The organism is Sphaerisporangium sp. NPDC049457 (assembly GCF_055586705.1).
In genome coordinates this window covers 62,635-86,515 of the sequence record NZ_JBVJHR010000008.1, presented here as the reverse complement: position 1 = coordinate 86,515, position 23,881 = coordinate 62,635, and the positions used below count along the sequence as shown (strand labels likewise).

The window sequence follows — 23,881 nt, the reverse complement described above, 5'->3', positions numbered from 1 at the left end:
GGATGGGGGTGGGGGACGGGGACGCCGTCGGTACCGCCGACGCCGGGATTCCCCGGCCACATTAGCGGCGCGGCCGCGGACGGCCGCCGCCGACCCTTCCGACGCGGCCGGCGTTCAGCACCCTCAGGAGCCCGCAGGACCGCCGGGCCGGCCGGGCGGGGTGGCCAGGCGGGTGGCGGCGGCGTCCCAGGAGGCGGCGCCGGCCGCCGGTTCGTAGTGGGTGATCGTCTCGCCGCGCCGTACGAGCTCGCGGATGTCGCCGACCAGGCCGCGGGCGCGCGCCTGGACCAGCGCGTTGCCGAGCGCAGCGGCCTCGACCGGGCCGGCCCGGACGGGAAGGCCGGTCGCGTCGGCGGTCATCTGGCACAGCAGCGTGTTGCGCGCCCCGCCGCCCACCACGTGGACCACCTCCACATCGTGGCCGCTCAGCCGGACGGCGTCGGCGACGGCCCGGCGGTAGGACAGGGCCAGGCTCTCCAGCACGCAGCGGACCGTCTCGGCCGGTCCGGCGGGGACGGGCTGCCCGGTGCGCTCGCAGAAGGCGGCGATGCGTCCCGGCATGTCGCCGGGCGGCAGGAAGACCGGGTCGTCGGGGTCGATCAGCGAGACGAAGGGCCGCGCCCGCCCGGCGGCGGCCAGCAACGCAGGCAGATCGGTCTCGCCCCAGGCGCGCAGGCACTCTTGGAGGATCCACAGCCCCATGACGTTGCGCAGGTAACGCGTGGTGCCGTCCAGGCCGCCCTCGTTGGTGAAGTTGGCCGCGCGGCTCGCTTCGCCGAGCACGGGTGCGGGCAGCTCGACGCCGACCAGCGACCAGGTGCCCGAGGAGATGTAGGCGAAGCGGGAGGTGGCGGCCGGCACGGCGGCGACCGCGCTCGCGGTGTCGTGCGACGCGACCGCGACCACCGGCGCCTCCGGCCCGCCGGCGGCCGGCAGGCCGATCTCGGCTCGCACGTCCGGGCGCAGCGCGCCGGCGGGGGAGCCGGGCGGGCGCAGCGCGGGGAACAGCGACTCGGGGATGCCGAGGCGGCGCATGAGCGGCCGCGCCCAGTCGCCCGCGCGGACGTCGTACAGCCCGGTGGTCGAGGCGTTGGTGGTCTCGGCGCCGACCGAGCCGGTCAGCCAGTAGGTCAGCAGGTCGGGGATCATGAGCAGCGTGCCGGCGCGGCCGAGGGACGGACGGTCGGCGAGCAGCTGGTAGATCGTGTTGAACGGCAGGAACTGCAGGCCGCTCACCTCGTACAGCGACGCGGCGCCCACCTCGGCGGTCACCCGTTCCATCACCCCGGCGGTGCGTTCGTCGCGGTAGTGCACCGGGTTGCCGAGCAGCCGCCCGGCCGGGTCGAGCAGCCCGTAGTCGACGGCCCAGGAGTCGATGCCGATGGAGTCCACCGGCCCCGCCTTGCGCAGCCCGTCGAGGACGCCCTGGTAGAGGGCCAGGATGTCCCAGTGGAGGGTGCCTCCGGCGCGCACCGGACGGTTGGGGAACCGGTGCGCCTCGCGCAGTTCGACCCGGCCGGCGTGGACGCGGGCCGTCATCACCCTGCCGCTGGAGGCCCCGAGGTCGACGGCGGCGACGACGCCCTCAGGCACGGCGGGTGGATTCGCGGACGACGAGCTCGGGCTGGAACATGATCTGCTGGTGGGCGTGGCTCTCAGGGTTGTCGCACTCGTCGAGCAGCAGCTCGGTCGCGATGCGGCCCAGCTTGCAGGTGGGCTGGCGGATCGAGCTGAGCGACACCGCCGAGGCGGCGGCGAAGTCGATGTCGTCGTAGCCGATGAGGGCGACGTCGCCCGGCACCCGGACGCCCGCCTGCAGCAGGCCGCGCAGCAGGCCGAGGGCGAGCAGGTCGTTCGCGCAGAAGATCGCGTCGGGCAGGCGGCCGGCGGAGAGCAGCCGCTCGCCGGCCCGCTGGCCCGCCCGCGCGTTCATCGCCGGCATCTCGACGACCTCCAGCCCGGACGCGGGGTCGAGACCGGCGGCGGCCATCGCCCGCTCGGCGCCGCGCATGCGGTCGAGGCACTGGCGGATCGTCAGCGGGCCGGTGACGTACGCCAGCCGGGCGGCGCCGCCCTCCAGCAGGTGGGCGGCGGCGGTCAGGCCGCCCGAGAGGTTGTTGACGGCGACCGAGCACTGGCCGGGATGGCGGGCCGGATGGTCGACCAGCACGACGCTGATGCCGCGGCCGCGGATCACGTCCAGCCGGCCGGGATCCTCGTCGGAGGGGGTGATCAGCAGGCCGCGCACGCGATGCTCGGCGAACACCCGCAGGTTGCGCTCTTCTTTGACGCGGTCGCCCGAGGAGTTGCCGAGGATCACGGCGTACCCCAGCTCGCTCGCCACGTCCTCCACCCCGGCGGCGACGTCGGTGAAGAACGGGTTGCCGATGTCGATCACCGACAGGCCGATCGTGCGGCTCTGGCCGGCGCGCAGCGTCGAGGCCGACCCGTGGCGGACGAAGCCCAGCTCGCGGATGACCTGCTCGACCCTGGAGCGGGTCTCGGCCGCGACCTTGTGGGGACGGTTGAGCACGTTGGACACCGTGCCGGGAGAGACCCCCGCCTGGGCGGCGACCTGCTTGATGCTCACCGAGCTCGCGGCGCTCCCCGTGGACATCCGGCACCTCCAGTGGTCGGCGTTCGTCGAACCTGCCAGGACGGCGCGCGCCAGATGCGTACGAGTATCACACGCGCAGGCCACGCCCCCCGTGCCCCGCGGCGGCGGCCCCGGGACGCCGTGGACACCGCGGCTTCCCATTGACAGAGCGTCTTGACACTGCGGCGGGAGCGGCCGTACCTTCCCGGCAAGTCATTAAAACGTTTTTCGACCGTGTGCGCCAAGCGCCGCTCCCACCGCCACGGCCGAGAGCGAGGTCGACGCCCGCCGGCAGGCGGAGACGGCGCCGTTCTTCGCCGGCCTCGCCGGGTGCCGCCCGGACGAAGGCGTGTTCACGCTCGACGAAGTGTTCATCTCGACCGATCAGGGAGATCATGGCGATCGACATCAAGGCGGCGCTGCGCCGCCAGCGCATCGAGACACCCTCGTGGGCGTTCGGCAACTCGGGCACCAGGTTCAAGGTGTTCGCCCGGCCGGGCGTGCCCCGCGACCCCTACGAGAAGCTCGCCGACGCCGCACAGGTGCACCGCTACACCGGCGTCGCGCCGAGCGTGGCCCTGCACATCCCGTGGGACAAGGTGGACGACTACGCCGACCTGTCCCGGCACGCCCACGACCTCGGCGTCGTCATCGGCGCGATCAACTCCAACGTCTTCCAGGACGACGACTACATGCTGGGCAGCGTCACCCACCCCGACCCGGCGGTGCGGCGCAAGGCCCTGGACCACCTGTTCGAATGCGTCGGCATCATGGACCTCACCGGGTCCGGCACCCTCAAGCTGTGGTTCTCCGACGGCCTCAACTACCCCGGCCAGGACGACATCCGCGCCCGGCAGGACCGCCTCGCCGAGGCGCTGGCGGCGGTGTACGACCGGCTGGGCGAGGGGCAGCGCTTCCTGCTGGAGTACAAGCTGTTCGAGCCGGCCTTCTACGCGACCGACGTCCCCGACTGGGGCACCGCCTACGCCCACTGCGCGAGGCTCGGGCCGAAGGCCCAGGTCGTCGTGGACACCGGCCACCACGCCCCCGGCACCAACATCGAGTTCATCGTGGCGTTCCTGCTGCGCGAGGGCAAGCTCGGCGGCTTCGACTTCAACTCCCGCTTCTACGCCGACGACGACCTGATGGCGGGGGCGGCCGACCCCTTCCAGCTGTTCCGCATCATGTACGAGGTCGTCCACGGCGGCGGCTACACCGAGCACACGGCGTTCATGCTCGACCAGTGCCACAACATCGAGCCCAAGATCCCCGGCCAGATCCGGTCGGTGATGAACGTCCAGGAAGCCACGGCCAAGGCGCTGCTCGTCGACGGGGACGCGCTCGCCGCCGCGCAGTCCGAGGGCGACGTGCTCGGCGCCAACGCCGTGCTCATGGACGCCTACAACACCGACGTGCGCCCGCTGCTCGCCGAGCTTCGCGAAGAGAGCGGCCTCGACCCCGACCCGATGGCCTCCTACCGGCGGTCCGGCTACGCGGACAAGATCGTCGCCGAGCGGGTGGGCGGCACCCAGGCCGGTTGGGGAGCCTGACCATGACCGCTTCCGCGAGCCACCCCGTCGTCGGCGAACTGCTGCGCAGGGCGCACGCGCTCGGCGCCGACCCGCGCAACACCAACTACGCCGGCGGCAACGCCTCCGCCAAGGGCGCCGCCACCGACCCGCTCACCGGCGCGGACGTCGAGCTGATGTGGGTGAAGGGCTCCGGCGGCGACCTCGGCACGCTCACCGAGGACGGCCTGGCCGTGCTGCGCCTGTCCGCCCTGCGCTCGCTCGTCCGGGTCTATCCGGGGGCCGAGCGCGAGGACGAGATGGTGGCCGCGTTCGACCACTGCGCCTTCGGCAGGGGCGGGGCCGCGCCCAGCATCGACACCGCCATGCACGGCCTGGTCGACGCCGCCCACGTCGACCACCTGCACCCGGACGTCGGCGTCGCCCTCGCCACCGCCGCCGACGGCGAGCGGCTGACCCGCGAGATCTTCGGCGACCGCGTGCTGTGGGTGCCCTGGCGGCGTCCCGGCTTCCAGCTCGGCCTGGACATCGCCGCGCTCAAGGACGCCAACCCCGCCGCCATTGGCGTCATCCTCGGCGGGCACGGCATCACCGCCTGGGGCGACACCGGCGACGAGTGCGAGGCCCGATCCCTTTCGATCATCCGCACGGCCGAGCGCCACATCGCCGAGCACGGCCGGCCGGAGCCGTTCGGCCCGGTCGTCCACCCCGGGCTCGGCGAGCGCGAGCGCGCCGAGCGCGCCGCCGCGCTGTTCCCCGTGGTCAGGGGCCTGTGCTCGACCGACGCCCGCCAGGTCGGCCACTACACCGCCACCGCCGAGGTGCTCGACTTCCTCTCGCGGGCCGAGCACCCCCGCCTGGCCGCCCTGGGCACCTCCTGTCCCGACCACTTCCTGCGCACCAAGATCGCGCCCCTGGTCGTCGACCTGCCGCCGGACGCGCCGCTCGGACACCTCGTCGCCCGGCTGCGCGAACTGCACGCCGCCTACCGCGACGACTACCGCGCCTACTACGAACGCCACGCCGTCCCCGGCTCGCCGGCGATGCGCGGCGCCGACCCGGCGATCGTGCTGGTGCCCGGCGTCGGCATGTTCGGCTTCGGCGCGGACAAGCGGACGGCGCGGGTCGCCGGCGAGTTCTACGTCAACGCGATCAACGTGATGCGCGGCGCCGAGGCGCTGTCCTGCTATCGGCCCATCGAGGAGTCGGAGAAGTTCCGCATCGAATACTGGGAACTGGAGGAGGCCAAGCTCCGGCGGCTGCCGAGGCCGAAGCCGCTGGCGACCCGCGTCGCGCTGGTGACCGGCGGCGGGTCGGGCATCGGGGCGGCCACCGCCCGCCGGCTCGCCGCCGAGGGCGCCTGCGTCGTGGTCGCCGACCGCGACCTCGGCGCGGCGGGGAAGGTCGCCGCCGGCATCGGCACGGCCGACGCCGCCGTCGCCGTCGAGGCGGACGTGAGCTCCGAGGAGCAGGTCAGGGCCGCGGTGCGCGCGGCGGTCCTCGCCTTCGGCGGGGTCGACCTGGTCGTCAACAACGCCGGGCTGTCGCTGTCGCGGCCGCTGACGCAGACCACGCTCGCCGACTGGGACCTCCAGCACGACGTCATGGCCCGGGGCTCGTTCCTCGTCTCCCGCGAGACCGCGCGCGTCATGATCGACCAGGCCATGGGCGGGGACGTCGTCTACATCTGCTCGAAGAACTCCGTCTTCGCCGGCCCGGACAACGTCGCCTACGGCGCCGCCAAGGCCGGCCAGGCCCACCAGGTCCGCCTGCTCGCCGCCGAACTCGGCGCGCACGGCATCCGCGTCAACGGGATCAACCCCGACGGCGTGGTCCGCGGCTCGGGCATCTTCGCCTCCGGCTGGGGCGCCGACCGCGCGGCGGTGTACGGCGTGCCCGAGGAGAGGCTCGGCGAGTACTACGCCCAGCGCACCCTGCTCAAACGCGAGGTGCTCCCCGAGCACGTCGCCGCCGCCGTCTTCGCCCTCACCGGCGGCGACCTGCCCCTCACCACCGGCCTGCACATCCCCGTGGACTCCGGCGTCCCCGCCGCCTTCCTCCGCTGACCCGCCAGGACGCCCCGCCCCCACCCACCCGTACCTTCCTGATCGTCCCGACGAAGTACGAGTAGTAGGGGTACGACAGATCGTGATCAAGGGGTAGGTATCGTACTCACGCGTACTTTCCGGTGATCAGCGATCGAGGGGGCGGCCGGTGAGCGGTTCGACTTCGCAGGGCGGGCCTCCGGGCACCGAGGACGGCGCCGGCGCAGGCGGCCTGCGCTCCGCGACCGGCCATGAGCGTCCGGGCGGTCAGGGCTCCGCGACCGTCGGCCAGGATTCCGGTGGCCATGAGGCGCCCGTGGCGGCCGTGGGCCAGGGTTCCGGCGGCCGTGAGGCTGAGACGGCGGCCGTGGACGGGAGTTCCGGTGGCCATGAGGCGGAGGCGGCGGCCGGCGGCGCGGGCTCTCGCCGGGCCCGGGGCGCGGACGCGGGGACGGCGCGGGACCCCGGGGCGGTGGTGCCGGTGCTCGCGTTCAGCGGCATCGTCGTGTCGCTGATGCAGACGATCGTCGTGCCGCTCATCCCCGACCTGCCGCGCCTGGTGCACACCTCCGCGGCCGACGCCTCCTGGATCGTCACCGCCACACTGCTCGCCGCCGCCGTCTGCAACCCGGTCAGCGGCCGGCTCGGCGACCTGTACGGCAAGCGGCGCGTCATGCTCGCCAGCCTGCTGCTCATGGTCATCGGGTCCGCCGTCTGCGCGCTGTCCGACGGGCTGCTCCCGGTGGTCGCCGGACGGGTGCTCCAGGGATGCGCCATCGGGGTGATCCCGCTCGGCATCAGCATCATGCGGGACGAGCTGCCGCCCGAGCGGCTCCCGTCCGCGATGGCCCTGATGAGCGCCACCCTCGGCGTCGGCGGCGCCATCGGCCTGCCGCTCGCCGCGTTCATCGCCCAGCACGCCGACTGGCACGCCCTGTTCTGGATGTCGGCAGCGGTCGGAGCGGTCGATCTGCTGCTGGTCGCGCTGATGGTCCCGGAGTCGCCCCTGCGCGCCGGCGGCAGGTTCGACGTCCCGGGCGCCATCGGCCTGACGGTGGGCCTGGTCTGCCTGCTGCTGGCCGTCACCAAGGGCGGCGACTGGGGCTGGGGGAGCGCCCCCACCCTCGGGCTGTTCGCCGCCGCCGTGGTCGTCCTGGTGGCCTGGGGCCTGATGGAGCTGCGCCTGCGCGCGCCACTGGTCGACCTGCGCACCACCGCGCGCCGCCCCGTCCTGCTGACGAACCTGGCCTCAGTGGTCGTCGGCTTCGCGCTGTTCGCGATGTCGCTGGTGCTGCCCACGCTGCTGCAGAGCCCGCCGTCGACCGGGTACGGCCTCGGGCTGTCGCTCGTCGAGGCGGGACTGTGCCTGGCGCCCGGCGGCCTGGTGATGATGCTGCTCTCGCCGGTGTCCGCCCGGGTGTCGCGGCGGTGGGGGCCGAAGGCCGCCCTGATGGCCGGCACACTGGTGATCGCCGCGGGGTACGCCGCCACGCTGGGCCTGATGCGCTCGGCGTGGGAGGTCCTGATCGGCGGGTCGGTGATCGCGGCCGGCGTCGGCCTGGCCTACGCCGCGATGCCGGCGCTGATCATGAGCTCGGTGCCGGCGTCGGAGACCGCCGCGGCCAACGGGCTCAACGCGCTCATGCGCTCCATCGGCACCTCGGCCTCCAGCGCGGTGACCAGCGTCGTGCTCGCCCACATGACCCTGGCTGCGGTCGGCCCGTACACCCTGCCCTCCCTGCGCGGCCTCCAGGTGGCCCTGCTGATCGCCTGCGGGGTGTCCCTCCTCGGCGCCGTGATCACGTACTTCATCCCCGGGCGGCCACGCCCCGGCCGGTCCGGCGGCGACCCGGTGACCGGCTCTCTCGCGCGCTCCACCGGCTGACCTCCGCCCCGGCCCGCGTCGCCGGGGCGCTCACCGGCGCCGGGGCCGGGCGCGCGACGGATCCCGCCGGCCGCCGCGGGTGCCGGGTCCGTGATCCCGATCGTCGGCCGGCGGCGATGGCGCGCGTTCCGGATGAAAGGTTCACGGGCGACCAGTACGCCTGGCGGCGGGGAGCGGAGGTGGCTTTACGGGGCGGTGGGGGGTGTCGGACGCTCGTTGCGGGAAGTCGTCGCCGTCGTGGACCGATGGAGGACCGGATGAGAGTCCGTTTACCGCGTTCGTGGGCGGCTCTGGCCGCCGCCTTGCTCGCCCTCGTGCTGACCGCCGTCCCCGGGGCGTACGCCGCCTCGGCGACCTCCGCGGCGGGTCTCGCCGCCTCCGGCGCACGGGCCGCCGCCGACACCACGCCGCCGTCGAAGCCGACCGGCCTGTACGACCGCTGCTCCAGCGACTACAAAGGCGTGCTGTTCTGCTGGGCCCCGTCCACCGACGACGTGGGGGTGGTCGCCTATGACGTCTACCGCCAGGCGCCCACCGGGTACGTCCAGGTCGGGTCGGCCCCTTACACGATCTTCCACGATTATGACGTTGTCACCGGGACCTCCTACACCTACATCCTGATCGCCAGGGACGCGGCGGGCAACGTCAGCGCGCCCTCCGACCCGCTCGTGGCCCTCGCCCGCGATGACTACCCCCATCCGACGCCCACCCCGACCCCGACCTCGACTCCGCCGAGCCTCGCGTGCGACGTGACCCACGAGTTCGTGGCGTGGCGAACGGGCCAGACCGCCTGGATCACGATAAAGAACACCGGCACGGCCCCGATGGACGGCTGGACGCTGTCCATCAGGTGGCAGGCCCCCGCTCCGCGCCTCACCTCGGGGCACTCGGCGGCGTGGAGCCGGACCGACGACTTCTTCACCGCCCGCAACCTGGCCTGGAACAAGTTCATCGCGCCCGGCGCATCGGTGCGGGTCGGCTTCACCGCCGCGCACACCGGCGCCACCCCCGTCCCCCTGTACTACGGCGTGAACAGCGTCTACTGCTCCTCCACCTACGGTCCGCGCCGATAGCCGGGCGGCGCGGTCAGGTCGCCGGGGCGCCGGGGATCCAGGAGGTGCCGGCCAGGGGGACGCGGGCCATGGCCGCGGCCTCCACGGTGAGGGCCACCAGGTCGTCGGTGCCGAGCTGGTGCACCGACGACTTGCCGCACGCCTGGGCGAGCATCGTGGTCTCGGTGGCCAGCGCCCGCAGGAAGTTCGCCACCCGCTCGGCCCCGAAGTCGGGGTCGAGGCGGTCGGCCAGCATGTCGTCCTGGGTGGCGATGCCCACCGGGCAGCCGCCGGTGTGGCAGGCCGTGCACGACCCGGGGACGGTGCCGAGCGCCCGGTAGCCGAGGCTGACGTCGGCTCCGGTGTCGTCGGAGGGGGAGTTGCAGCCGAGCGCGATGAGCGCGGCCACCCCGACCGAGACGGCGTCCGCCCCGAGGGCCAGCGCCTTGGCCACGTCGGCGCCGCTGCGGACGCCGCCGGAGATCACCAGCTGGACCTCGTTCTCGACGCCCATCGCGCGCAGCGTGTCGGCCGCCATCCGCGTCGCCGCCAGCGTGGGGACGCCGGTGTGCTCGATGAACACCTCCGCCGCCGCCCCGGTGCCGCCCTGCATGCCGTCCACCACGACCACGTCCGCGCCCGCCTCGACCGCGAGCCGGACGTCCGAGGCGACCCGGGCCGCGCCGATCTTGACGTACACCGGGATGCGCCAGGAGGTGACCTCCCGCAGTTCCTCGATCTTCACGCGCAGGCCCTCGGGCCCGGACCAGTCGGGGTGGCGGCGGGCCGAGCGCTGGTCGACGCCCTCGGGCAGGTCGCGCATGAACGCCACCGGCGTGGTGACCTTCTGGCCGAGGAGCATGCCGCCACCGCCCGGCGCCGCGCCCTGGCCGAGGACGATCTCGACCGCGTCGGCCGAGCGCAGCTGGTCGGGGTCGAAGCCGTACCGGGAGGGAAGGCACTGGTAGACCAGGGTCTTGGCGGCGTCGCGTTCCACGGGGGCCATGCCGCCCTCCCCGGTGGTCGTCGAGGTGCCGGCCATGCCGGCCGCCCGGCCGAGCGCCTCCTTGGCCCCGGCCGACAGCGCGCCGAACGACATCCCGGCGATCGTGATGGGGATGTCCAGGACGACCGGCTCGCCGGCGTTTCTCGTGCCGAGGACGGTGCGGGTGTCACATCGTTCCCGATGGTCGTGGGGGAGGCCGGAGGACAGTCCGGCGGGCAGCAGCAGCAGGTCGTCGAAGCCCGGCACGGCCCGCCTGGCGCCCCAGCCGCGCACCGCTCCGCCGCCGAGCCTTGCCCGCTCCTGGATCTGCGCGATCACCTCGGGCGAGAACGTGTGGCTCATCTAGTAGGCCCCGTGGTCGTCGTGACGGCCGTGCATCCGGTACATGCGGCGCGCCGAGACGACCTTGGTCACCCCGGCGGGGGTGACGTGGCCGAACCCGCATCCGTCCGCGAGGACCTTCACGAACGTCACGTCGTGCTCGTCGAGGTCCTCGATGACCGCCCCGGTGCCGAGACCGGCGATCTTCCCGCCGACGTAGACGACCGCCTCGAACAGCGAGTCTCCCAGGCACGGCCCGGCGTTCCCGCCGACCAGGATCACGCCGGACTGCGCGTAGACGCCGCAGTAGGCGCCCGCGTCGCCGCCGATCGCGAGCGTGCCGCCCTTGAGGGAGATGCCGGCCTGGGAGGCGCAGGAGCCGTCCACCACCACGACCCCGCCGCGCGCGGACGCCGCGGCGCTGCGCCCGGCCGAGCCGCGCACGTGGACGTCGCCCGACATGAGGTTCTCGCCGACGCCGCCGCCGGCGGAGCCGTTCACCGTGACGCGGGCGCGCTTGCCGAGCCCGCCGGCGTAGAAGCCCGCGGGCCCGTCGATCTCCACCTGGACCGGCGCGTCCAGGCCCACGGCGAGGTTGTGCCGGCCCGCGGGGTTGGTCACGACGGCCCTGCCGCGCGGGAGCGCGTGCAGCGACCGGTTGATCTCCCGGGTCGTCATCGCGGCGGCGTCCAGGGTGAGCTCCGCTCCCGGCAGAGCCCGCTGCCCTCCGGCCCGCTGGTCAGGCGCATGCGGCGGGGACGTCATCGCGCCTCCTGTTGACAGCCGTGCATCGGTGCCTGTCAGGAGTGAACCGTGACAATGTTGCCGCCGTGCTGCTCGTGGATGACCGCAGTGTTACCGGCAGGCCACTGTCTTCTTCCGCCGTCTCTTTCGCGGCGCCCGTGCCAGGCGGGCGGCCCGCTGACCAGCGGTGATCCCGGAACCATGCCCCGCGCGGCGGCCGGGGGCGGTCAGGACAGTGCGATCCGGACAGTGTCCGGACAGTGCGGTCAGGAGGGGACGGTCAGGACAGGGCGATCATGACAGGGCGGTCATGACAGGGCGGCCTTGACTCGGCGGATGTGCTCGGGGGTCGTGCGGCAGCACCCGCCGATGAAGGCGGCGCCCGCGGCCCGCCACTCCCGTGCGGCGGCGCCGAACTCCACCGGGTCGGCGACGCCGGTCCAGCGGCGGTTCTCCGCGTCCCAGCCCTCTCCGGAGTTCGGGTACACCACGATCGGCGAACCGGTGATGTGACCCATCAGGCTCTTGACGTTGCTCGGAGCCGTGCAGTTGATCCCGACGGCCACCACCTGGGGATCGCCGGCGAACAGCGCGGCGCAGTCCGCCAGCCGGGCGCCGTCGCCGATGTGGTCGCCGTCCGGGCACGAGAAGCTCACCCACGCGTTGACGTTCGGCGTCTCCTTGAGCAGGCGGGCGATCGCGCGCGCCTCGGCGTAGGAGGGGATGGTCTCGCACGCGAGCAGGTCGGCGCCGCTCTCGGCCAGCGCCTCCCAGCGGGGACGGTGCCATTCGACCAGGGCGTCCTCGTCGAGGTCGTAGTCGCCGGTGTACTCGGCGCCGTTGGCCAGGTACGCGCCGTACGGGCCGACGCCGGCCGCGATGATGCCGCCGCCGGCCTCGTCCCGCGCCTCGACCGCGAGCTCGACGGAGAGCTGGATCAGGGCGCGGGCCTCCTCGGGGACCCTGCCGCGCCGGACGAACGCGGGGAAGCTCGCCTGGTAGCTCGCCGTCGTGGCCACGTCGGCGCCGGCGGCGAAGTAGTCGAGGTGCGCCTGGCGGATGACGTCGGGGTTCTCCAGCAGGAGCCTGGCGGACCACAGCTCGTCGCGCAGGTCGCAACCCAGGGCCTCCAGATGCGTGGCGAGGCCGCCGTCCAGGATCACAACATCGCTCTCATCAGGCTGAGGAGTCACGTATATACCCTATGTCTGATCAGAAAGGTCGTCGTTCCCAGTGTGACCGGACCGCCGCCCGGCGGCCGACGGCTTCCTCGGCCGGAGCCGTTCCGCGGGGACGAGTGCATGCGGGTCGGAGTCGACTGGCGTCTACGCCTGACCCGTCAGATTGTCCCCCGTGTCACCGTGAACTCGTGCTGGTGGTACCACGGCGGCGACTGGCATCGGGTGGCGGGCGGTCCGGCCCGATGTGCTGACCACGCTGGGCTGGCGCCATCCGCGACCTGCGTGACCCCGACGCCGGTGAGGACGACGACCTTTGATGCCTGGCAGGCGCCGCGAGCGCATCGGGGCACGTCAGGTGAGGCGAAGGCTAGCCGAGGATACGGGTGAGCAGGCCGGTGAGCGTGTCACGCTCGGTGGCCGATAGGGCGTCCAAGATGTCGTGTTGAACCCCCGTGAGTGTCATATCCAGGTCTTCGAGCCGTCGTCGCCCGGTGGCGGTCAGGGTGACCAGGTTGCGGCGCCGGTCGGCGGGGTCTGGGGTGCGCGCGACGTGGCCTTGTTCTACCAGCTCATTGAGCATCGTGTTCATGTCACTCTGGTCGATTCCACATCGTTGGCCGATCTGCACCTGGCTGTCCGGGCCGAACTCGTCCAGCGCGGCGAGGATCGCGAAGTGATAGGCGTGCCCGCCGGCAGCGGCCATCGTTTCTTTTATGAGTCGATGCGCCCGAGCGGAAGCCCTGTTGATCAGCCAGCTGGGTTTGCGGCGCAGACGGGTTGGCACTTTGTTCATCTCCACGCAGGAAGCCTAAGCCAATCCCTTGGTCCATCCAACGAACCGGGATACTCTTGGACTGACCAAGATTGGTCGACCCAAGAGACTGAAGGTAGGAACGATGTCGCTCACTTTGGACGAAGCTCGGGCCGTCAGCGACCGCGTGCGCGAGCACGCTGCCAGAATCGGCGCGACGGTTACGGTCGCAATCGTCGACGGCGGCGGGCACCTGCAGGTTCTCGATCGCATGGACGGCGCGTCTCCGATGTCGGCCCGTATCGCCCCGGCGAAAGCATCCAGCGTTGCGCTGTTTCGTCGCGACGACAGTGACCTGATGGGCCTGCAGCAGGCCTACCCGGCGGCGTTCGCGCAGATAGTTGACGTGGCGGGAACACCCATCGTGGCCGGTAGGGCCGCTCGGCTGATCCGGCGCGGCGATGTCGTCGTCGGTGCGATCGCGATCGCCGGAGGGACGCTCGAACAGGATGACCAGTGCGCCGATGTCGGGGTCGGCTCCCTGTCGCCCTCCGCGTCAGCATAGGCCTGTCCACCTGGTCAGGAGCTCCACGTAGCCGCGCCTCTCGTCGGAGCCCTCGACGACAGGAGGTCTCCATGCTCGCCCTGCACCTGCTCCAGTCCGCGCGGTCGCCGTCCGCCCACCAACCCCAGACCGAGCCACGTCGATCCACGCGGCCCCCTCCGGCCCGCCCACGAATGCTCACCTAACCCCCTCCACTGATCATCCACCGCTGGGCCAGAACCGCGCTGATCCGCTCGGTCAAGAGCAATGCACCATGCAGCCGCATGGAGTCGGGGATACATATCTCGGCGGAGGGGGCGGAACCGATCGATTGCGCCCCCATCGGCCGATCCAATCAGGACGCGACCGTCACCTGCGTAAACAGCACGCCGATCCAACCGGATCCGATCGAGGCGGTCGCCAACGCGCTGGAGCAGGCGATGATGTTGGACGGGTCCGCGGTGGCCGCCGTGCTCGACTCCTACCCGCTGACCGCGCCCGATCCGCCGGTGTGGATCCCGGGCTGCGGCTGACGGTGATGTCCGGTTGCCCTGGTACGGCGCGGCCGCAGCCCGGTCAGTAGGGGTAGCCGTCCTGGACGAGGACCAGCAACTGCTGGTAGGCGAACAGCACCCGGACCCGCTGGTCGCCTGGCGCGGACCTGGCCGCCAGCACCACTGTCGTCACCGCCGCCCACACGCCCGCGGCGTCGAAGAGGTCCGGCGCCGCGGCCTGCTCGCGCGTGGAGAGATGCCGGTCTAGGACGGCCTGCAGCGGGCCGACCAGTTCGGCCAGGTCCGCCCGTGCCTCGCCGAAGGCGATCTCATACAGTGTCCGCCCGGCCGCCACGACCCCCAACAGCTCGGCGGCCACCTGCTGCTCGGCCGCGGTCGGCAGCCACCGCCAGCCGGTCAGTTCCCGCTCGACGCGGCCCAGCTCGGCCAGCGCCGCGATTGTGGCCGCCGTCAGCGCGCCCCTGGTCTCCCCGCTCATGGCACCAGTGTGAGGCCCCGCCCGTCCTGCGGCCACCGGCACCGGCCAGGGCCTGCCGTACGGCACGCCACACCCCCGGTGCCTGCTCCTGCTGACGAGGTGATCCCCATCCGGCCCCGAGCTCCATGGACACCGGCCCATGGAAACCTGCGGATGGAAACGGGGCTTGAGCCCCGAATCTGCATTCGGCCTCTCACCAGCCCAGATCAACGCCGTCATCCGCCGCGTTACGCCCGCGCGACGCCCGCGCGTCTTCCACGCGTCTTCCACGCGTCTTCCACGTGAGGTTCGCACGTCTTCCACGTGAGGCCCGCGCGTCTTGCGCGCGCCTTCCGCACGGCGCCTTCCGCACGCGTGGGGGATTCGGTGCGCTGCCCGAGGTCGCGGGATGACACGGGCGCCGCCGTGCCGCCGAGCAGGTACCGTGCGGATGACGGGGTACGGTCGGCCGGCGCGTAACGGCGCCGTGGTGGTGGCCGATGGGCAGGGGAGCCGGGCGGCGCAGGCAGAGGGGGTTGGTCGCGTGCTCGTGGTCCACGGGGCCTGGAACGGCAGTGACCTGGCACTATGGGCTGAGGACACCTCCTTGCCCGCACGGCCGGGCGAACGCTCCGCTTTGGCGGGGAAAAGGCCCGGCGGACGTGGAGCGGCCGGGCGTCCGCACCCGTACGCCGCTTCGTCCGCGACCCTCGCCGCCGCCCTCGGCATGGTGGTCGCCACCTCCTTGGACTCCGACGCCACGGCGGGCGAACGGCCCATGACGACGGCCCGGGGGTCCGCCACGGTGGCCGGGAGGTACGCCACGGCCGGCGAAGGGGCCGCCACGGCCGGCCGATGGTCCGCCGCGGCCGGTCGGGGATCGCTGGACGGTCGGGGGCCGGCGTTCGTGGCCGCCGGCGGGGCGGTGAGGTTGTGGCTTCCCGGGACGACGGCGCGAGGTCCGCTTCCCTCGCCCGAGTCGGGCCTGGAGAGCTCGGCACGCGCGCCGAAGATCTCCCCGTGGCGGGTCCCCGTCCTGTTCTTGCCTCCCGCTAGGGCGCTGCACCTGCTCGGCACGCTGGCCGGCCCGCACGACATGTCCGAACCCGAGTCCGGCCGGCCGGAGTGGGGGGCGGCAGGGTCACTGCGCTATCTGGCCGTGGTCGCCGAGCACGCGCGGGCGCTCGTCCGGCGCGGCCGGGTGCTGCCCCAGCTCGTCGCCGAGGACGGCGGGCGCGCCGCCCGCTGGCGGCCCGTCCTGACCGGCGCGGACGCCACCGCCTTCCGCGAGCTGGCCGCCGCCATGCCGCCGGCCGTCCGGGCCGCCGGAGGGGAACGCCCGGCGGCGGAGGTCCTGCACGAGGCGCTCGCGGCCCTCGCCGACGCCGCCACGCGACTGTCGCTGCCGGACAGGCTGCTGCGCGGCAACCGCCCCGGCCCCGGCGGCGACCTGGCCGAACGGTGGCTGACGGCCCTCACCATGCCGGAAGCCGCGCTGCCCGGCGCCGAGGGGCGGCAGGCCGAGCTGCTCGCCGGCGCCCTGAACGACTGGTTCGCCTCGGCGCAGCAGCTCGACGGCCCGATCCGCGTCTGCTTCCGCCTCATCGAACCCCGGCGTCCGCCGGAGCCGGGACCACCGGAGCCGCTAGAGGATCAGGGGCACGGACCACGGCAGGAGCCCGGGGCGGGGCCGCCCGAGCGCTGGGCGTCCGAGCCCAGGGTGTCCGAGGGCGACCACGACCAGGGCCCGCAAGCCGGTGGCGGGGACGACGTCTGGGAGCTGGAGTTCGCCCTGCAGTCGGTCGACGACCCCAGCCTGTACGTGCCGGCCGCCATGCTGTGGGAGGGCGGACGCGTCCCCGGCCTGCCCAGGCGCCCCGACGAGGTGCTGCTCGCCGGGCTGGGCCGTGCCGTGCGGCTCTGCCCCGAGCTGCACACGGCCCTGCGCGACCCGCGGCCGTCCGGCATGGTCGTGGACACGGCCTGGGCGTTCGGCTTCCTGCGCCGGGCCGCCCCGCTGCTCCAGGCCGCCGGGTACGGCGTCCGGCTGCCGGCGTGGGCGGGACGCAAGGGGCTCGGCCTCAAGCTGACCACCCGCGCCCGTACGGCGACGCCGGCGCGCGCGGCGGCCGGGCAGGGCTTCGGCCTCGGCGAGCTGGTCGACTTCAAGGTCGACCTGGCCGTCGGCGACCACACGATCAGCGAGGAGGAGCTTGAGGAGCTGGCCAGGCTCAAGGTCCCGCTCGTGCGGGTGCGCGGCCAGTGGGTCGAGCTGGACGACCGCCAGCTCAAGGCCGCCCTGTCGGTGCTCGAACGGCGTCGCTCCGGCCAGATGACCGTCGCCGAGGTGATCCAGGAGGTCGTGGCCGGCGGCGAGGAGGAACTGCCGCTGGTCGGCGTGGACGCCGACGGCCCGCTCGGGGACCTGCTGTCGGGCGAGGCGGAACGGCGGCTGTCGGCGGTGGCGACCCCGAAGACGTTCAACGGCGTCCTGCGCCCGTACCAGGAACGCGGCCTGTCGTGGCTGAGCTTCCTGTCCGGCCTCGGCCTCGGCGGCATCCTGGCCGACGACATGGGATTGGGCAAGACCGCCCAGACGCTGTCGCTGCTGCTGGAGGAGCGGGCCGGCGGAGCGCCGGCCGCGCCGACGCTGCTGGTGTGCCCGATGTCGCTGGTGAGCAACTGGCACAAGGAGGCCGAGCGGTTCGCGCCCTCGCTGCGCGTGTACATCCACCACGGCGGCACCCGAAAGCGGGACGAGGAGCTGGCCGAGGTGGTGCGCGAGGCCGACCTGGTCGTCACCACCTACGGCACGGCGCTGCGTGACGCCGCGGTGCTCGGCGGGTTCGCCTGGGGCAGGGTCGTCTGCGACGAGGCGCAGGCGATCAAGAACAGCTCGGCCCGGCAGGCCCAGGCCGTCCGCTCGATCCCGGCGCGCACGCGGCTGGCGCTGACCGGCACCCCGGTGGAGAACCACCTCGCCGAGCTGTGGTCGATCATGGAGTTCTGCAACCCCGGTCTGCTCGGCCCGGCCAAGCGGTTCCGCGACCGCTACCAGGAGCCCATCGAGGAGCGCGGCGACGAGGACGCCGCCCGCGCGCTCAAGCGCGCCACCGGCCCGTTCGTCCTGCGCCGCCTGAAGACCGACAAGACGATCATCTCCGACCTGCCCGAGAAGCTGGAGATGAAGGTGTGGTGCACGCTCACCCCCGAACAGGCCAGCCTCTACCAGGCGGTCGTGAACGACATGCTCGCCAAGATCGACGACAGCGAGGGCATCGAGAGGCGCGGCAACGTCCTGGCGACCATGACCCGGCTCAAGCAGGTGTGCAACCATCCCGCCCACCTGCTCAAGGACGGCTCCCGGCTCGCCGGGCGCTCCGGCAAGCTCGCGCGGCTGGAGGAACTGGCCGAGGAGATCGTCGAGGAGGGGGACAAGGCGCTGGTCTTCACCCAGTACGCCGAGTTCGGGTCGCTTCTCCAGCCGTACCTGGCCGCCCACCTCGACCGGCCGGTGCTGTGGCTGCACGGCGGTCTGGCCAAGAAGAAGCGCGACGAGCTGGTCGAGCGCTTCCAGCACGGTGACGAGCCGATGGTGTTCCTGCTGTCGCTCAAGGCGGCGGGCACGGGGCTGAACCTCACCGCCGCCAACCACGTCGTCCACGTCGACCGCTGGTGGAACCCGGCCGTCGAGGACCAGGCCACCGACCGGGCGTTCCGCATCGGCCAGACGCGCAACGTCCAGGTCAGGAAGTTCATCTGCGTGGGCACCCTCGAAGAGCGCATCGACGAGATGATCGAACGCAAGAAGGCGCTCGCCGAGAGGGTCGTCGGCACGGGTGAGGACTGGATCACCGACCTGTCCACCGAGCAGTTGCGCGAGCTGTTCCGCCTGGCCCCCGAGGCGGTGAGCTGAGATGCGGGCAGGTCCTGCTCCGGCACGGCGGGCGGCGCCCGCGGGCCTCGTGCCGAAGGGGGTGGGCTGAGATGCCGATGGGGAAGGACGGGTGGTTCGAGGCCGCCGCCCCGATCCAGGTCGAGGGCGGCATCCAGGCGCGCAGCAGGCGCGGGTCGATCGGCGAACAGTGGTGGTCGCGCCGGTTCGTCGACATCCTTGAGGGCATCTGCGACTCAGGACGGCTCAGCCGCGGGCGCTCGTACGCCAGGAAGGGCCAGGTGCTGCAGATCGACCTCGCCGCCGGGCAGGTCAAGGCGAAGGTGCAGGGGTCGCGGCCCGACCCGTACCGCGTGTCGATCCGCATCCCCGCCTACGGCCCGCGCGACTGGGCCGGCGTCCGGGAGGCGCTCGCCGGGCAGGCGCTGTACCGGGCGAAGCTCCTGGCGGGCGAGATGCCCCCCGAGATCGTCGAGGTGTTCGACGGGCTCGGCCTGCCGCTGTTCCCCTCCGGGGCCGACGAGCTGGACATGGACTGCTCGTGCCCCGACTGGGGCTTCCCGTGCAAGCACCTGTCGGCCGTGCTCTACCTGCTCGGCGAGGCGTTCGACGACGACCCGTTCCTCGTGCTCGCCTGGCGGGGGCAGGCCAAGGAGCCGCTGCTGGACGCCCTGCGGGGGACGACCGACGAGGAGGAGGAGCCGCCGGACCCGCTCCACGTGGAGGACGTGCCGTTCGCCGAGCGGCTGAACGACTTCTACACGCCCTCGGCGCCGCTCGGCCGTCTGCGTCCCCGGCCCGCCGCGTCGTCCGCGCCGCCCGAGCTGCTGCTCCGCGCCCTGGAACCGCCGCCGGTCAAGGTCCGCCACATCCCGCTGCTGGACATCCTGCGCCCCGCCTACCGCCGGCTGAGCGCCCCCGAATAGGGGCGCGCTGCTGCCGTCCGGGGCGCCCTCGGCGGGGTTTCACCGCCTTGGGCGCCGCGGACGGCGCCGGCCGCGTACGCCCACGCCGTCCGCGCCGTTTACCTTGGGCGCCGCGGCGGCGCCGGCAGCGGGCGCCCGCGAAGGTCAGGAGCGCTTCCAGAAGGACGGCCGCTGGGCGCGCGGCCGGCCGGCCGGGCCGGGCGTGCCCGGAACGGCGCCCGGGACTCCGGTGGACGGGTCGCCCGTGCCAGGGGCGCCGCCGGACGGGGTGCCGCCGGTCAGGGTGGTGAGGAGATCGGCGGTGCGTCGCCACAGCGCGTCGATGTCGGCTCCCGGCGCCCTCTCGCAGGCCGACAGCTCGCGGGCGAGCGCCGTGAGCTCGTTCCGCCCGCCCACGTACGCCGCCAGGGCGGCCAGGCGGCTGCCAAGGTCGGCCAGGTACCGGCGGCGGTCGGACAGGGGCATCGACTCCTGGGCGCGCAGCCGGACCAGTTCCTCGGCCAGTTGCGGCCGCACCAGGTCCAACGAGTGCGGCACCGGCGGCGCGGGCGGCGCCATTCTCGGGCTCCCCGGCCGGGAGAACATCCGGCCGCGCGGGGCGGCAGGCGGGGCGGCCGGGAACGGCCCGCCGCCGAACGCCCCGCCCGGCACGGCGTCCCCGCCGCCGGCCGGCGCTCCGAGGCCCTCCGCGAAGGGCCCGCCCTCGCCGCCGGCCGGTCCGCCCGCCACGAACCTGTCGTCCCGGTCGGCGACGCTGAAGATCGCGGGCGCGGCGGCGGTGGTGAAGGCGACGGGCGCGGCGGCCGCCATGGGCGCGGCCAGGCCGGGCGCCTCCCAGCCGCTCGGCATCTCGACCGGCTGTACGACCCGGTGCTTCGGCCCGCCGTCGGCGACGACGCGGGTGTCCACGGCGACGAACGCGGTGAACCGGCACAGCACGCCGTGCCGCAGCGAGGTGGCGACGATCTCCTGCTCCAGAGCGTGCTCGCCGACCGCGTAGCGGTCCTCCAGCCGGCGAAGGTGCGCCCGCGCCCAGATGGCCCTCGGCGCCTCGCCCTCGGCGGGCCTGCCGTCCAGCCGGTGCTCCCACGGCGCGCCGTCCTCGCGCAGGCCGTGCACGGTCAGTGCTCCGCGGCCCGCGCCCCGGTACCGCCCGTAGACGGTGAGCGGCACGCCGGAGTACAGCGAACCGAGATGGGTGAGGCTCCCCGGCACGACGTCCAGCCCGTCGGCCTTGACGGACAGGCCGGTGACCAGCGGGGACCCGATGCGGCGGTGGATGTGCTCCATCGCCTCGTCCAGGCGGTCCTCCGACTCGACCAGCTCGCAGCGGCCCGCGCCGAGCCCGGCGATCCTGCCGAGGAAGCCAGCGTTCACCGCGCGGTCGATGCCGACGGTGTGCACGCGGACGGCCGACAGCCGCGGGCCGAGACGTTCCAGCAGCTGGTCCTCGTTGCCGACCTGCCCGTCGGTGACCAGGACGAGCACCCGCTCTCTGCCCGGGTCGTCCAGCAGGGCGAGTGCCTGCTCCATGGGCTGGAGCATCTCGGTGCCACCTCGCGCCTCCAGCCGGGCCAGGTGTTCGACCGCGCGGTAGCGGTTGCGGTCGGTGGCCGGGGCCAGCCCCGCGCCCAGGCTCTCCGGACGCTCGACGACGCTGTCGAAGGACAGCACGGCGAACCGGTCGGCGGAGGTGAGGGTGTCGACGATGCGCGCCGCGGCCCGGCGGGCGGCGACCATCTTCCACCCCGTCATGCTGCCCGACCGGTCGAGCAGCAGGGCCACGTCCCTCGGCCGCCGCCCGGCCTCAGTCTCGGGAGGCGGCAGCACGGTAAGGACGAACGTCCCGTCCCCGTCCTTGTGCGTGTCGGGCGCGCCGGCGCCCTCCTCGCGGTCGCGCGGCCCGGCGGCGGCCTCCCCGGCGTCCTTCCGAGCGTCGGGCACGAGGGCCAGCGCGCTGGAGGCGCCGAACGACAGGCGAAGGACGAAGTCGCGGTCGAGCCGCTCACCCGGCTGCAACCGGACGACGCCACCCTCCTGGGTGACGACGTGCAGGCTGGACCGCATCTCCGTCAGGTCGAGACCGGCCGGGTCGACGCGGGCCGTCAGCGCCAGGCGGACGGGATTGGGGAAGCCCGGCAGCAGCACCGGCGGGGTGATGCGCGAGGCGTCCGGGACGGCGTCGGTGTCGGCGGCCACGCCGTCCCCGGCCGAAAGGTCGTCCAGCGGCGCGCCCGGGATGTAGCGCGGCGCCACGACCAGCGGGAACCGGAAGGTCGCCGCGCCGTCCTCGTACGGCAGCGGCTGGCTCAGCGTCAGGCGCACGGTCACGCGCTCACCGGGGACGATGTTGCCCACCCGCATGGTGAACACGTCCGGCCGCTCCTCCTCGGCGATGGCGGCGCGCTGCCCCTTGGCGATGGCGCGGTCGTAGTCCTGGCGGGCCTGGCCGCGCTCTTTGAGCACGCCCTCGACCACCCGGTCGTCGGCCTCCATGCGGAAGGCCGTCACCGCCGCGCGGTCGGGCAGCGGGAAGATGTACGTCGCCTCCAAGGGCACGTCATAGGGGTTGCGGAACCCCTGCGTGACCTCGACGCCGCAGGTGAGCGCGGTGATGTTCGCCTCGACCTCGACGCTCTCCAAGGGCAGGTTCCCCTTGCCGGTGCGCAGCGCGCCGAGCCCCGCGTCGGGCGCGGGGGCGTACTCGCCTGGCTTCAACGATGTGATCTGCACAGTCATGGTGACGACCTTTCGGGCGGAGACGGGTCGAGGCCGGCGGCCGGGGCGGCGGTCCCCGGAGCGCCGGGAGGCGCGAGGCCGCGGTCGCGCAGCAGAGCGAGCAGCGGTGCGGCGGCCTCCCTCAGTGCGGCGATGTCGCCTGGCGCCGGGACCCGCCCTTCGAGGAGGAGCGTGACCCCCGCGGCGAGCCGCACGCCGTGGATCAGGTCATCGGCGGGGGAGACGGCGGCGGGAAGGCCGCCCGCCCCGCCGCCGGGCCGGTAGGGAAGGGCCTGTTCGGGACCGAAGGGAGCGGCGAGGAGGTCCGCCGGGGCCGCGTCCAGACCTGGCACGTGGGGGGCCGGCATGGACGGGGACGGGGGCGGGGGAGGAGCGCCCGGCGCCCCCGGCGCCCCCGGCGCGCTCGGCGCGGCGGCCGAGACGGCCACACCGGACGGACCTCCGGCCGGCCCGCGCACGGCGGCCTTGCGGGGGACGGTAGCGGCCGGATGGGAGGCAGAGGACGGACCGGGGCCGGCGGCCGGGCGGGCGGCGGCGGTCACCGCGTCGGCGGGGGCGGCCGGCGGCGTCGCCCAGAAACGCGGCCGCGAGCCGGGGACCTCGGGGAGCGGATCGGAGGGCGGATCGGCCGGAGGCCGGACGGCCCCGTCGCCCTGCGCGGGCGAGCCTGCCCGCGGGTCACCGGCGGCCGCGGTGGTGGTCCGGACCGGGCCCGAGGAAGTCGCGCCGGGACTCGTGCCGGCTCTCGCGGCGACCTGTTCGAGCGTCGTGTCCGTAGAGCCGGGCCCGACGGCGATCTGCTCCAAGGTGGTGTCGGTCGCGCCGGCCAGCCGGGCCTGGATCTCGGCGATGGAATGCCCTTCCGCCTGCAGGCGCTTGACGGCGACCAACTGCAGCAGGTGGCGCCTGCCGTACAGCGCGACGCGGCCACGGCGGGTGAGCGGCGGATCGAGCAGGCCGATCGTGGTGTACCAGCGGATGAGCCGCTCGTTGGGCACGTCTCTGACCCGGCCGTTGGACCGCTGCGGGGTGGACGGCAGCAGATGCGCCGCGTGCTCCGCCAGCTCGCCGATCGTCCAGGTGTCACTCATGCCTTCATAGTGACACTGCAATCATTACAGTGTCAATGTTTAGCCTCCGGGGAGGTGGTTAGGGCGTTCTAGGTAAGAGGCCATCAATCACCTTGAGGGGAAGATGCTTCATGGCCCAGATCACGAGCCCGCTTTCGAGCGACAACCAGAAGATCGCGGCCGATGCGCTGCAAGGTGCCCTCATCGACCTGCTCGACCTCTCGCTCGTGGGCAAGCAGGCCCACTGGAACCTCGTCGGCCGCAACTTCCGTTCGCTGCACCTGCAGCTGGACGACATCGTGGCCATCGCGCGGACCGGCGCCGACAGCGCCGCCGAGCGCGCCGTCGCCCTCGGCGTCAATCCGGACGGCCGCGCGGCGACCATCGCCCGGGACACCCAGATAGGGCAGTTCGAAGCCGGATACCTCGAGGACGGCAAGGTCGTCGCCGTGTTCACCGACATCCTCGGCACGATCGTCGCCCGGATGCGCGAGCGGATCGCCGCCACCGAGGAGGCCGACCCGGTCACCCAGGACCTCCTCATCGAGATCACCCAGGAGCTGGAGAAGCAACACTGGATGGTCCAGGCCCAGCGCTGACCCTCCAGAGGCATGGCGGTCGGACG

Annotated in this window: 18 protein-coding genes; 9 read left to right on the top strand and 9 right to left on the bottom strand. The window is 73.5% G+C overall.

The window, feature by feature from the left end; genetic code table 11:
• Window positions 1-123: 123 nt before the first annotated feature.
• Entirely contained in the window at window positions 124-1,593 is a 1,470-nt protein-coding gene (locus ACZ6QO_RS14445) for a rhamnulokinase (RefSeq protein ID WP_465850817.1), read from the bottom strand.
• On the bottom strand, window positions 1,586-2,617 hold the full coding sequence (locus ACZ6QO_RS14440; protein ID WP_465850816.1) for a LacI family DNA-binding transcriptional regulator: 1,032 nt from the start codon (window positions 2,615-2,617) through the stop codon (window positions 1,586-1,588). The genes ACZ6QO_RS14445 and ACZ6QO_RS14440 overlap by 8 nt, the downstream gene beginning before the upstream one ends.
• Before the next feature lie 374 nt (window positions 2,618-2,991).
• On the opposite strand from ACZ6QO_RS14440, the gene rhaI reads away from it, so the two are divergent.
• The 4 genes from rhaI (at window position 2,992) to ACZ6QO_RS14420 (ending at window position 9,128) form a co-directional block, all read left to right on the top strand.
• A complete protein-coding gene (gene rhaI / locus ACZ6QO_RS14435) occupies window positions 2,992-4,146 on the top strand; it encodes an L-rhamnose isomerase (RefSeq protein ID WP_465850815.1) in 1,155 nt (384 codons plus the stop codon).
• A 2-nt stretch (window positions 4,147-4,148) separates the two neighbouring features.
• Window positions 4,149-6,191, top strand: a complete 2,043-nt coding sequence (locus ACZ6QO_RS14430; RefSeq protein ID WP_465850813.1) for a bifunctional aldolase/short-chain dehydrogenase — start codon at window positions 4,149-4,151, stop codon at window positions 6,189-6,191.
• A 148-nt stretch (window positions 6,192-6,339) separates the two neighbouring features.
• A complete protein-coding gene (locus tag ACZ6QO_RS14425; protein WP_465850811.1) occupies window positions 6,340-8,055 on the top strand; it encodes an MFS transporter in 1,716 nt (571 codons plus the stop codon).
• Between the two features lie 257 nt (window positions 8,056-8,312).
• Entirely contained in the window at window positions 8,313-9,128 is an 816-nt protein-coding gene (locus tag ACZ6QO_RS14420) for a cellulose binding domain-containing protein (RefSeq protein WP_465850810.1), read from the top strand.
• Between the two features lie 13 nt (window positions 9,129-9,141).
• On the opposite strand, the gene ACZ6QO_RS14415 is transcribed toward ACZ6QO_RS14420, so the two are convergent.
• From ACZ6QO_RS14415 to ACZ6QO_RS14400, 4 genes are all read right to left on the bottom strand, one after another.
• Complete coding sequence (locus tag ACZ6QO_RS14415) at window positions 9,142-10,455, bottom strand: FMN-binding glutamate synthase family protein (RefSeq protein ID WP_465850808.1); 1,314 nt, start codon at window positions 10,453-10,455, stop codon at window positions 9,142-9,144.
• The gene (locus ACZ6QO_RS14410; RefSeq protein ID WP_465850807.1) at window positions 10,456-11,199 is read right to left on the bottom strand and encodes a hypothetical protein; all 744 of its coding nucleotides are present in this window, start codon (window positions 11,197-11,199) and stop codon (window positions 10,456-10,458) included.
• Between the two features lie 287 nt (window positions 11,200-11,486).
• A complete protein-coding gene (gene mmuM, locus ACZ6QO_RS14405) occupies window positions 11,487-12,371 on the bottom strand; it encodes a homocysteine S-methyltransferase (protein WP_465850805.1) in 885 nt (294 codons plus the stop codon).
• Between the two features lie 355 nt (window positions 12,372-12,726).
• Window positions 12,727-13,152 carry a MarR family winged helix-turn-helix transcriptional regulator gene (locus tag ACZ6QO_RS14400; protein WP_465851131.1) on the bottom strand — a complete coding sequence of 142 codons (426 nt, stop codon included), beginning with the start codon at window positions 13,150-13,152 and terminating at the stop codon, window positions 12,727-12,729.
• Between the two features lie 103 nt (window positions 13,153-13,255).
• Here ACZ6QO_RS14400 and ACZ6QO_RS14395 point away from each other — a divergent pair, with 103 nt between their 5' ends.
• Together ACZ6QO_RS14395 and ACZ6QO_RS14390 are read left to right on the top strand one after the other, a co-directional pair.
• Window positions 13,256-13,675 carry a GlcG/HbpS family heme-binding protein gene (locus tag ACZ6QO_RS14395; RefSeq protein ID WP_465850804.1) on the top strand — a complete coding sequence of 140 codons (420 nt, stop codon included), beginning with the start codon at window positions 13,256-13,258 and terminating at the stop codon, window positions 13,673-13,675.
• A 263-nt stretch (window positions 13,676-13,938) separates the two neighbouring features.
• On the top strand, window positions 13,939-14,187 hold the full coding sequence (locus ACZ6QO_RS14390) for a hypothetical protein (protein WP_465850802.1): 249 nt from the start codon (window positions 13,939-13,941) through the stop codon (window positions 14,185-14,187).
• A gap of 43 nt (window positions 14,188-14,230) precedes the next feature.
• Here ACZ6QO_RS14390 and ACZ6QO_RS14385 read toward each other — a convergent pair whose 3' ends face one another.
• Window positions 14,231-14,647: a hypothetical protein gene (locus ACZ6QO_RS14385; protein ID WP_465850800.1), complete on the bottom strand. Its 417-nt coding sequence runs from the start codon at window positions 14,645-14,647 to the stop codon at window positions 14,231-14,233.
• A 523-nt stretch (window positions 14,648-15,170) separates the two neighbouring features.
• On the opposite strand from ACZ6QO_RS14385, the gene ACZ6QO_RS14380 reads away from it, so the two are divergent.
• A complete protein-coding gene (locus tag ACZ6QO_RS14380; protein ID WP_465850799.1) occupies window positions 15,171-18,542 on the top strand; it encodes a DEAD/DEAH box helicase in 3,372 nt (1,123 codons plus the stop codon).
• 71 nt (window positions 18,543-18,613) lie between these two features.
• Window positions 18,614-19,447: an SWIM zinc finger family protein gene (locus ACZ6QO_RS14375; protein ID WP_465850797.1), complete on the top strand. Its 834-nt coding sequence runs from the start codon at window positions 18,614-18,616 to the stop codon at window positions 19,445-19,447.
• Between the two features lie 144 nt (window positions 19,448-19,591).
• On the opposite strand, the gene ACZ6QO_RS14370 is transcribed toward ACZ6QO_RS14375, so the two are convergent.
• Window positions 19,592-22,186 (bottom strand): VIT domain-containing protein, encoded by a 2,595-nt coding sequence (locus tag ACZ6QO_RS14370; protein ID WP_465850795.1) that lies wholly within the window; start codon window positions 22,184-22,186, stop codon window positions 19,592-19,594.
• Window positions 22,183-23,277, bottom strand: coding sequence for a helix-turn-helix domain-containing protein (locus tag ACZ6QO_RS14365; protein WP_465850793.1), 1,095 nt, complete (start codon window positions 23,275-23,277; stop codon window positions 22,183-22,185). Before ACZ6QO_RS14365 ends, ACZ6QO_RS14370 begins: the two co-directional genes overlap by 4 nt.
• A 110-nt stretch (window positions 23,278-23,387) precedes the next feature.
• Here ACZ6QO_RS14365 and ACZ6QO_RS14360 point away from each other — a divergent pair, with 110 nt between their 5' ends.
• Window positions 23,388-23,855 carry a Dps family protein gene (locus tag ACZ6QO_RS14360; protein WP_465850791.1) on the top strand — a complete coding sequence of 156 codons (468 nt, stop codon included), beginning with the start codon at window positions 23,388-23,390 and terminating at the stop codon, window positions 23,853-23,855.
• Window positions 23,856-23,881: the final 26 nt, after the last annotated feature.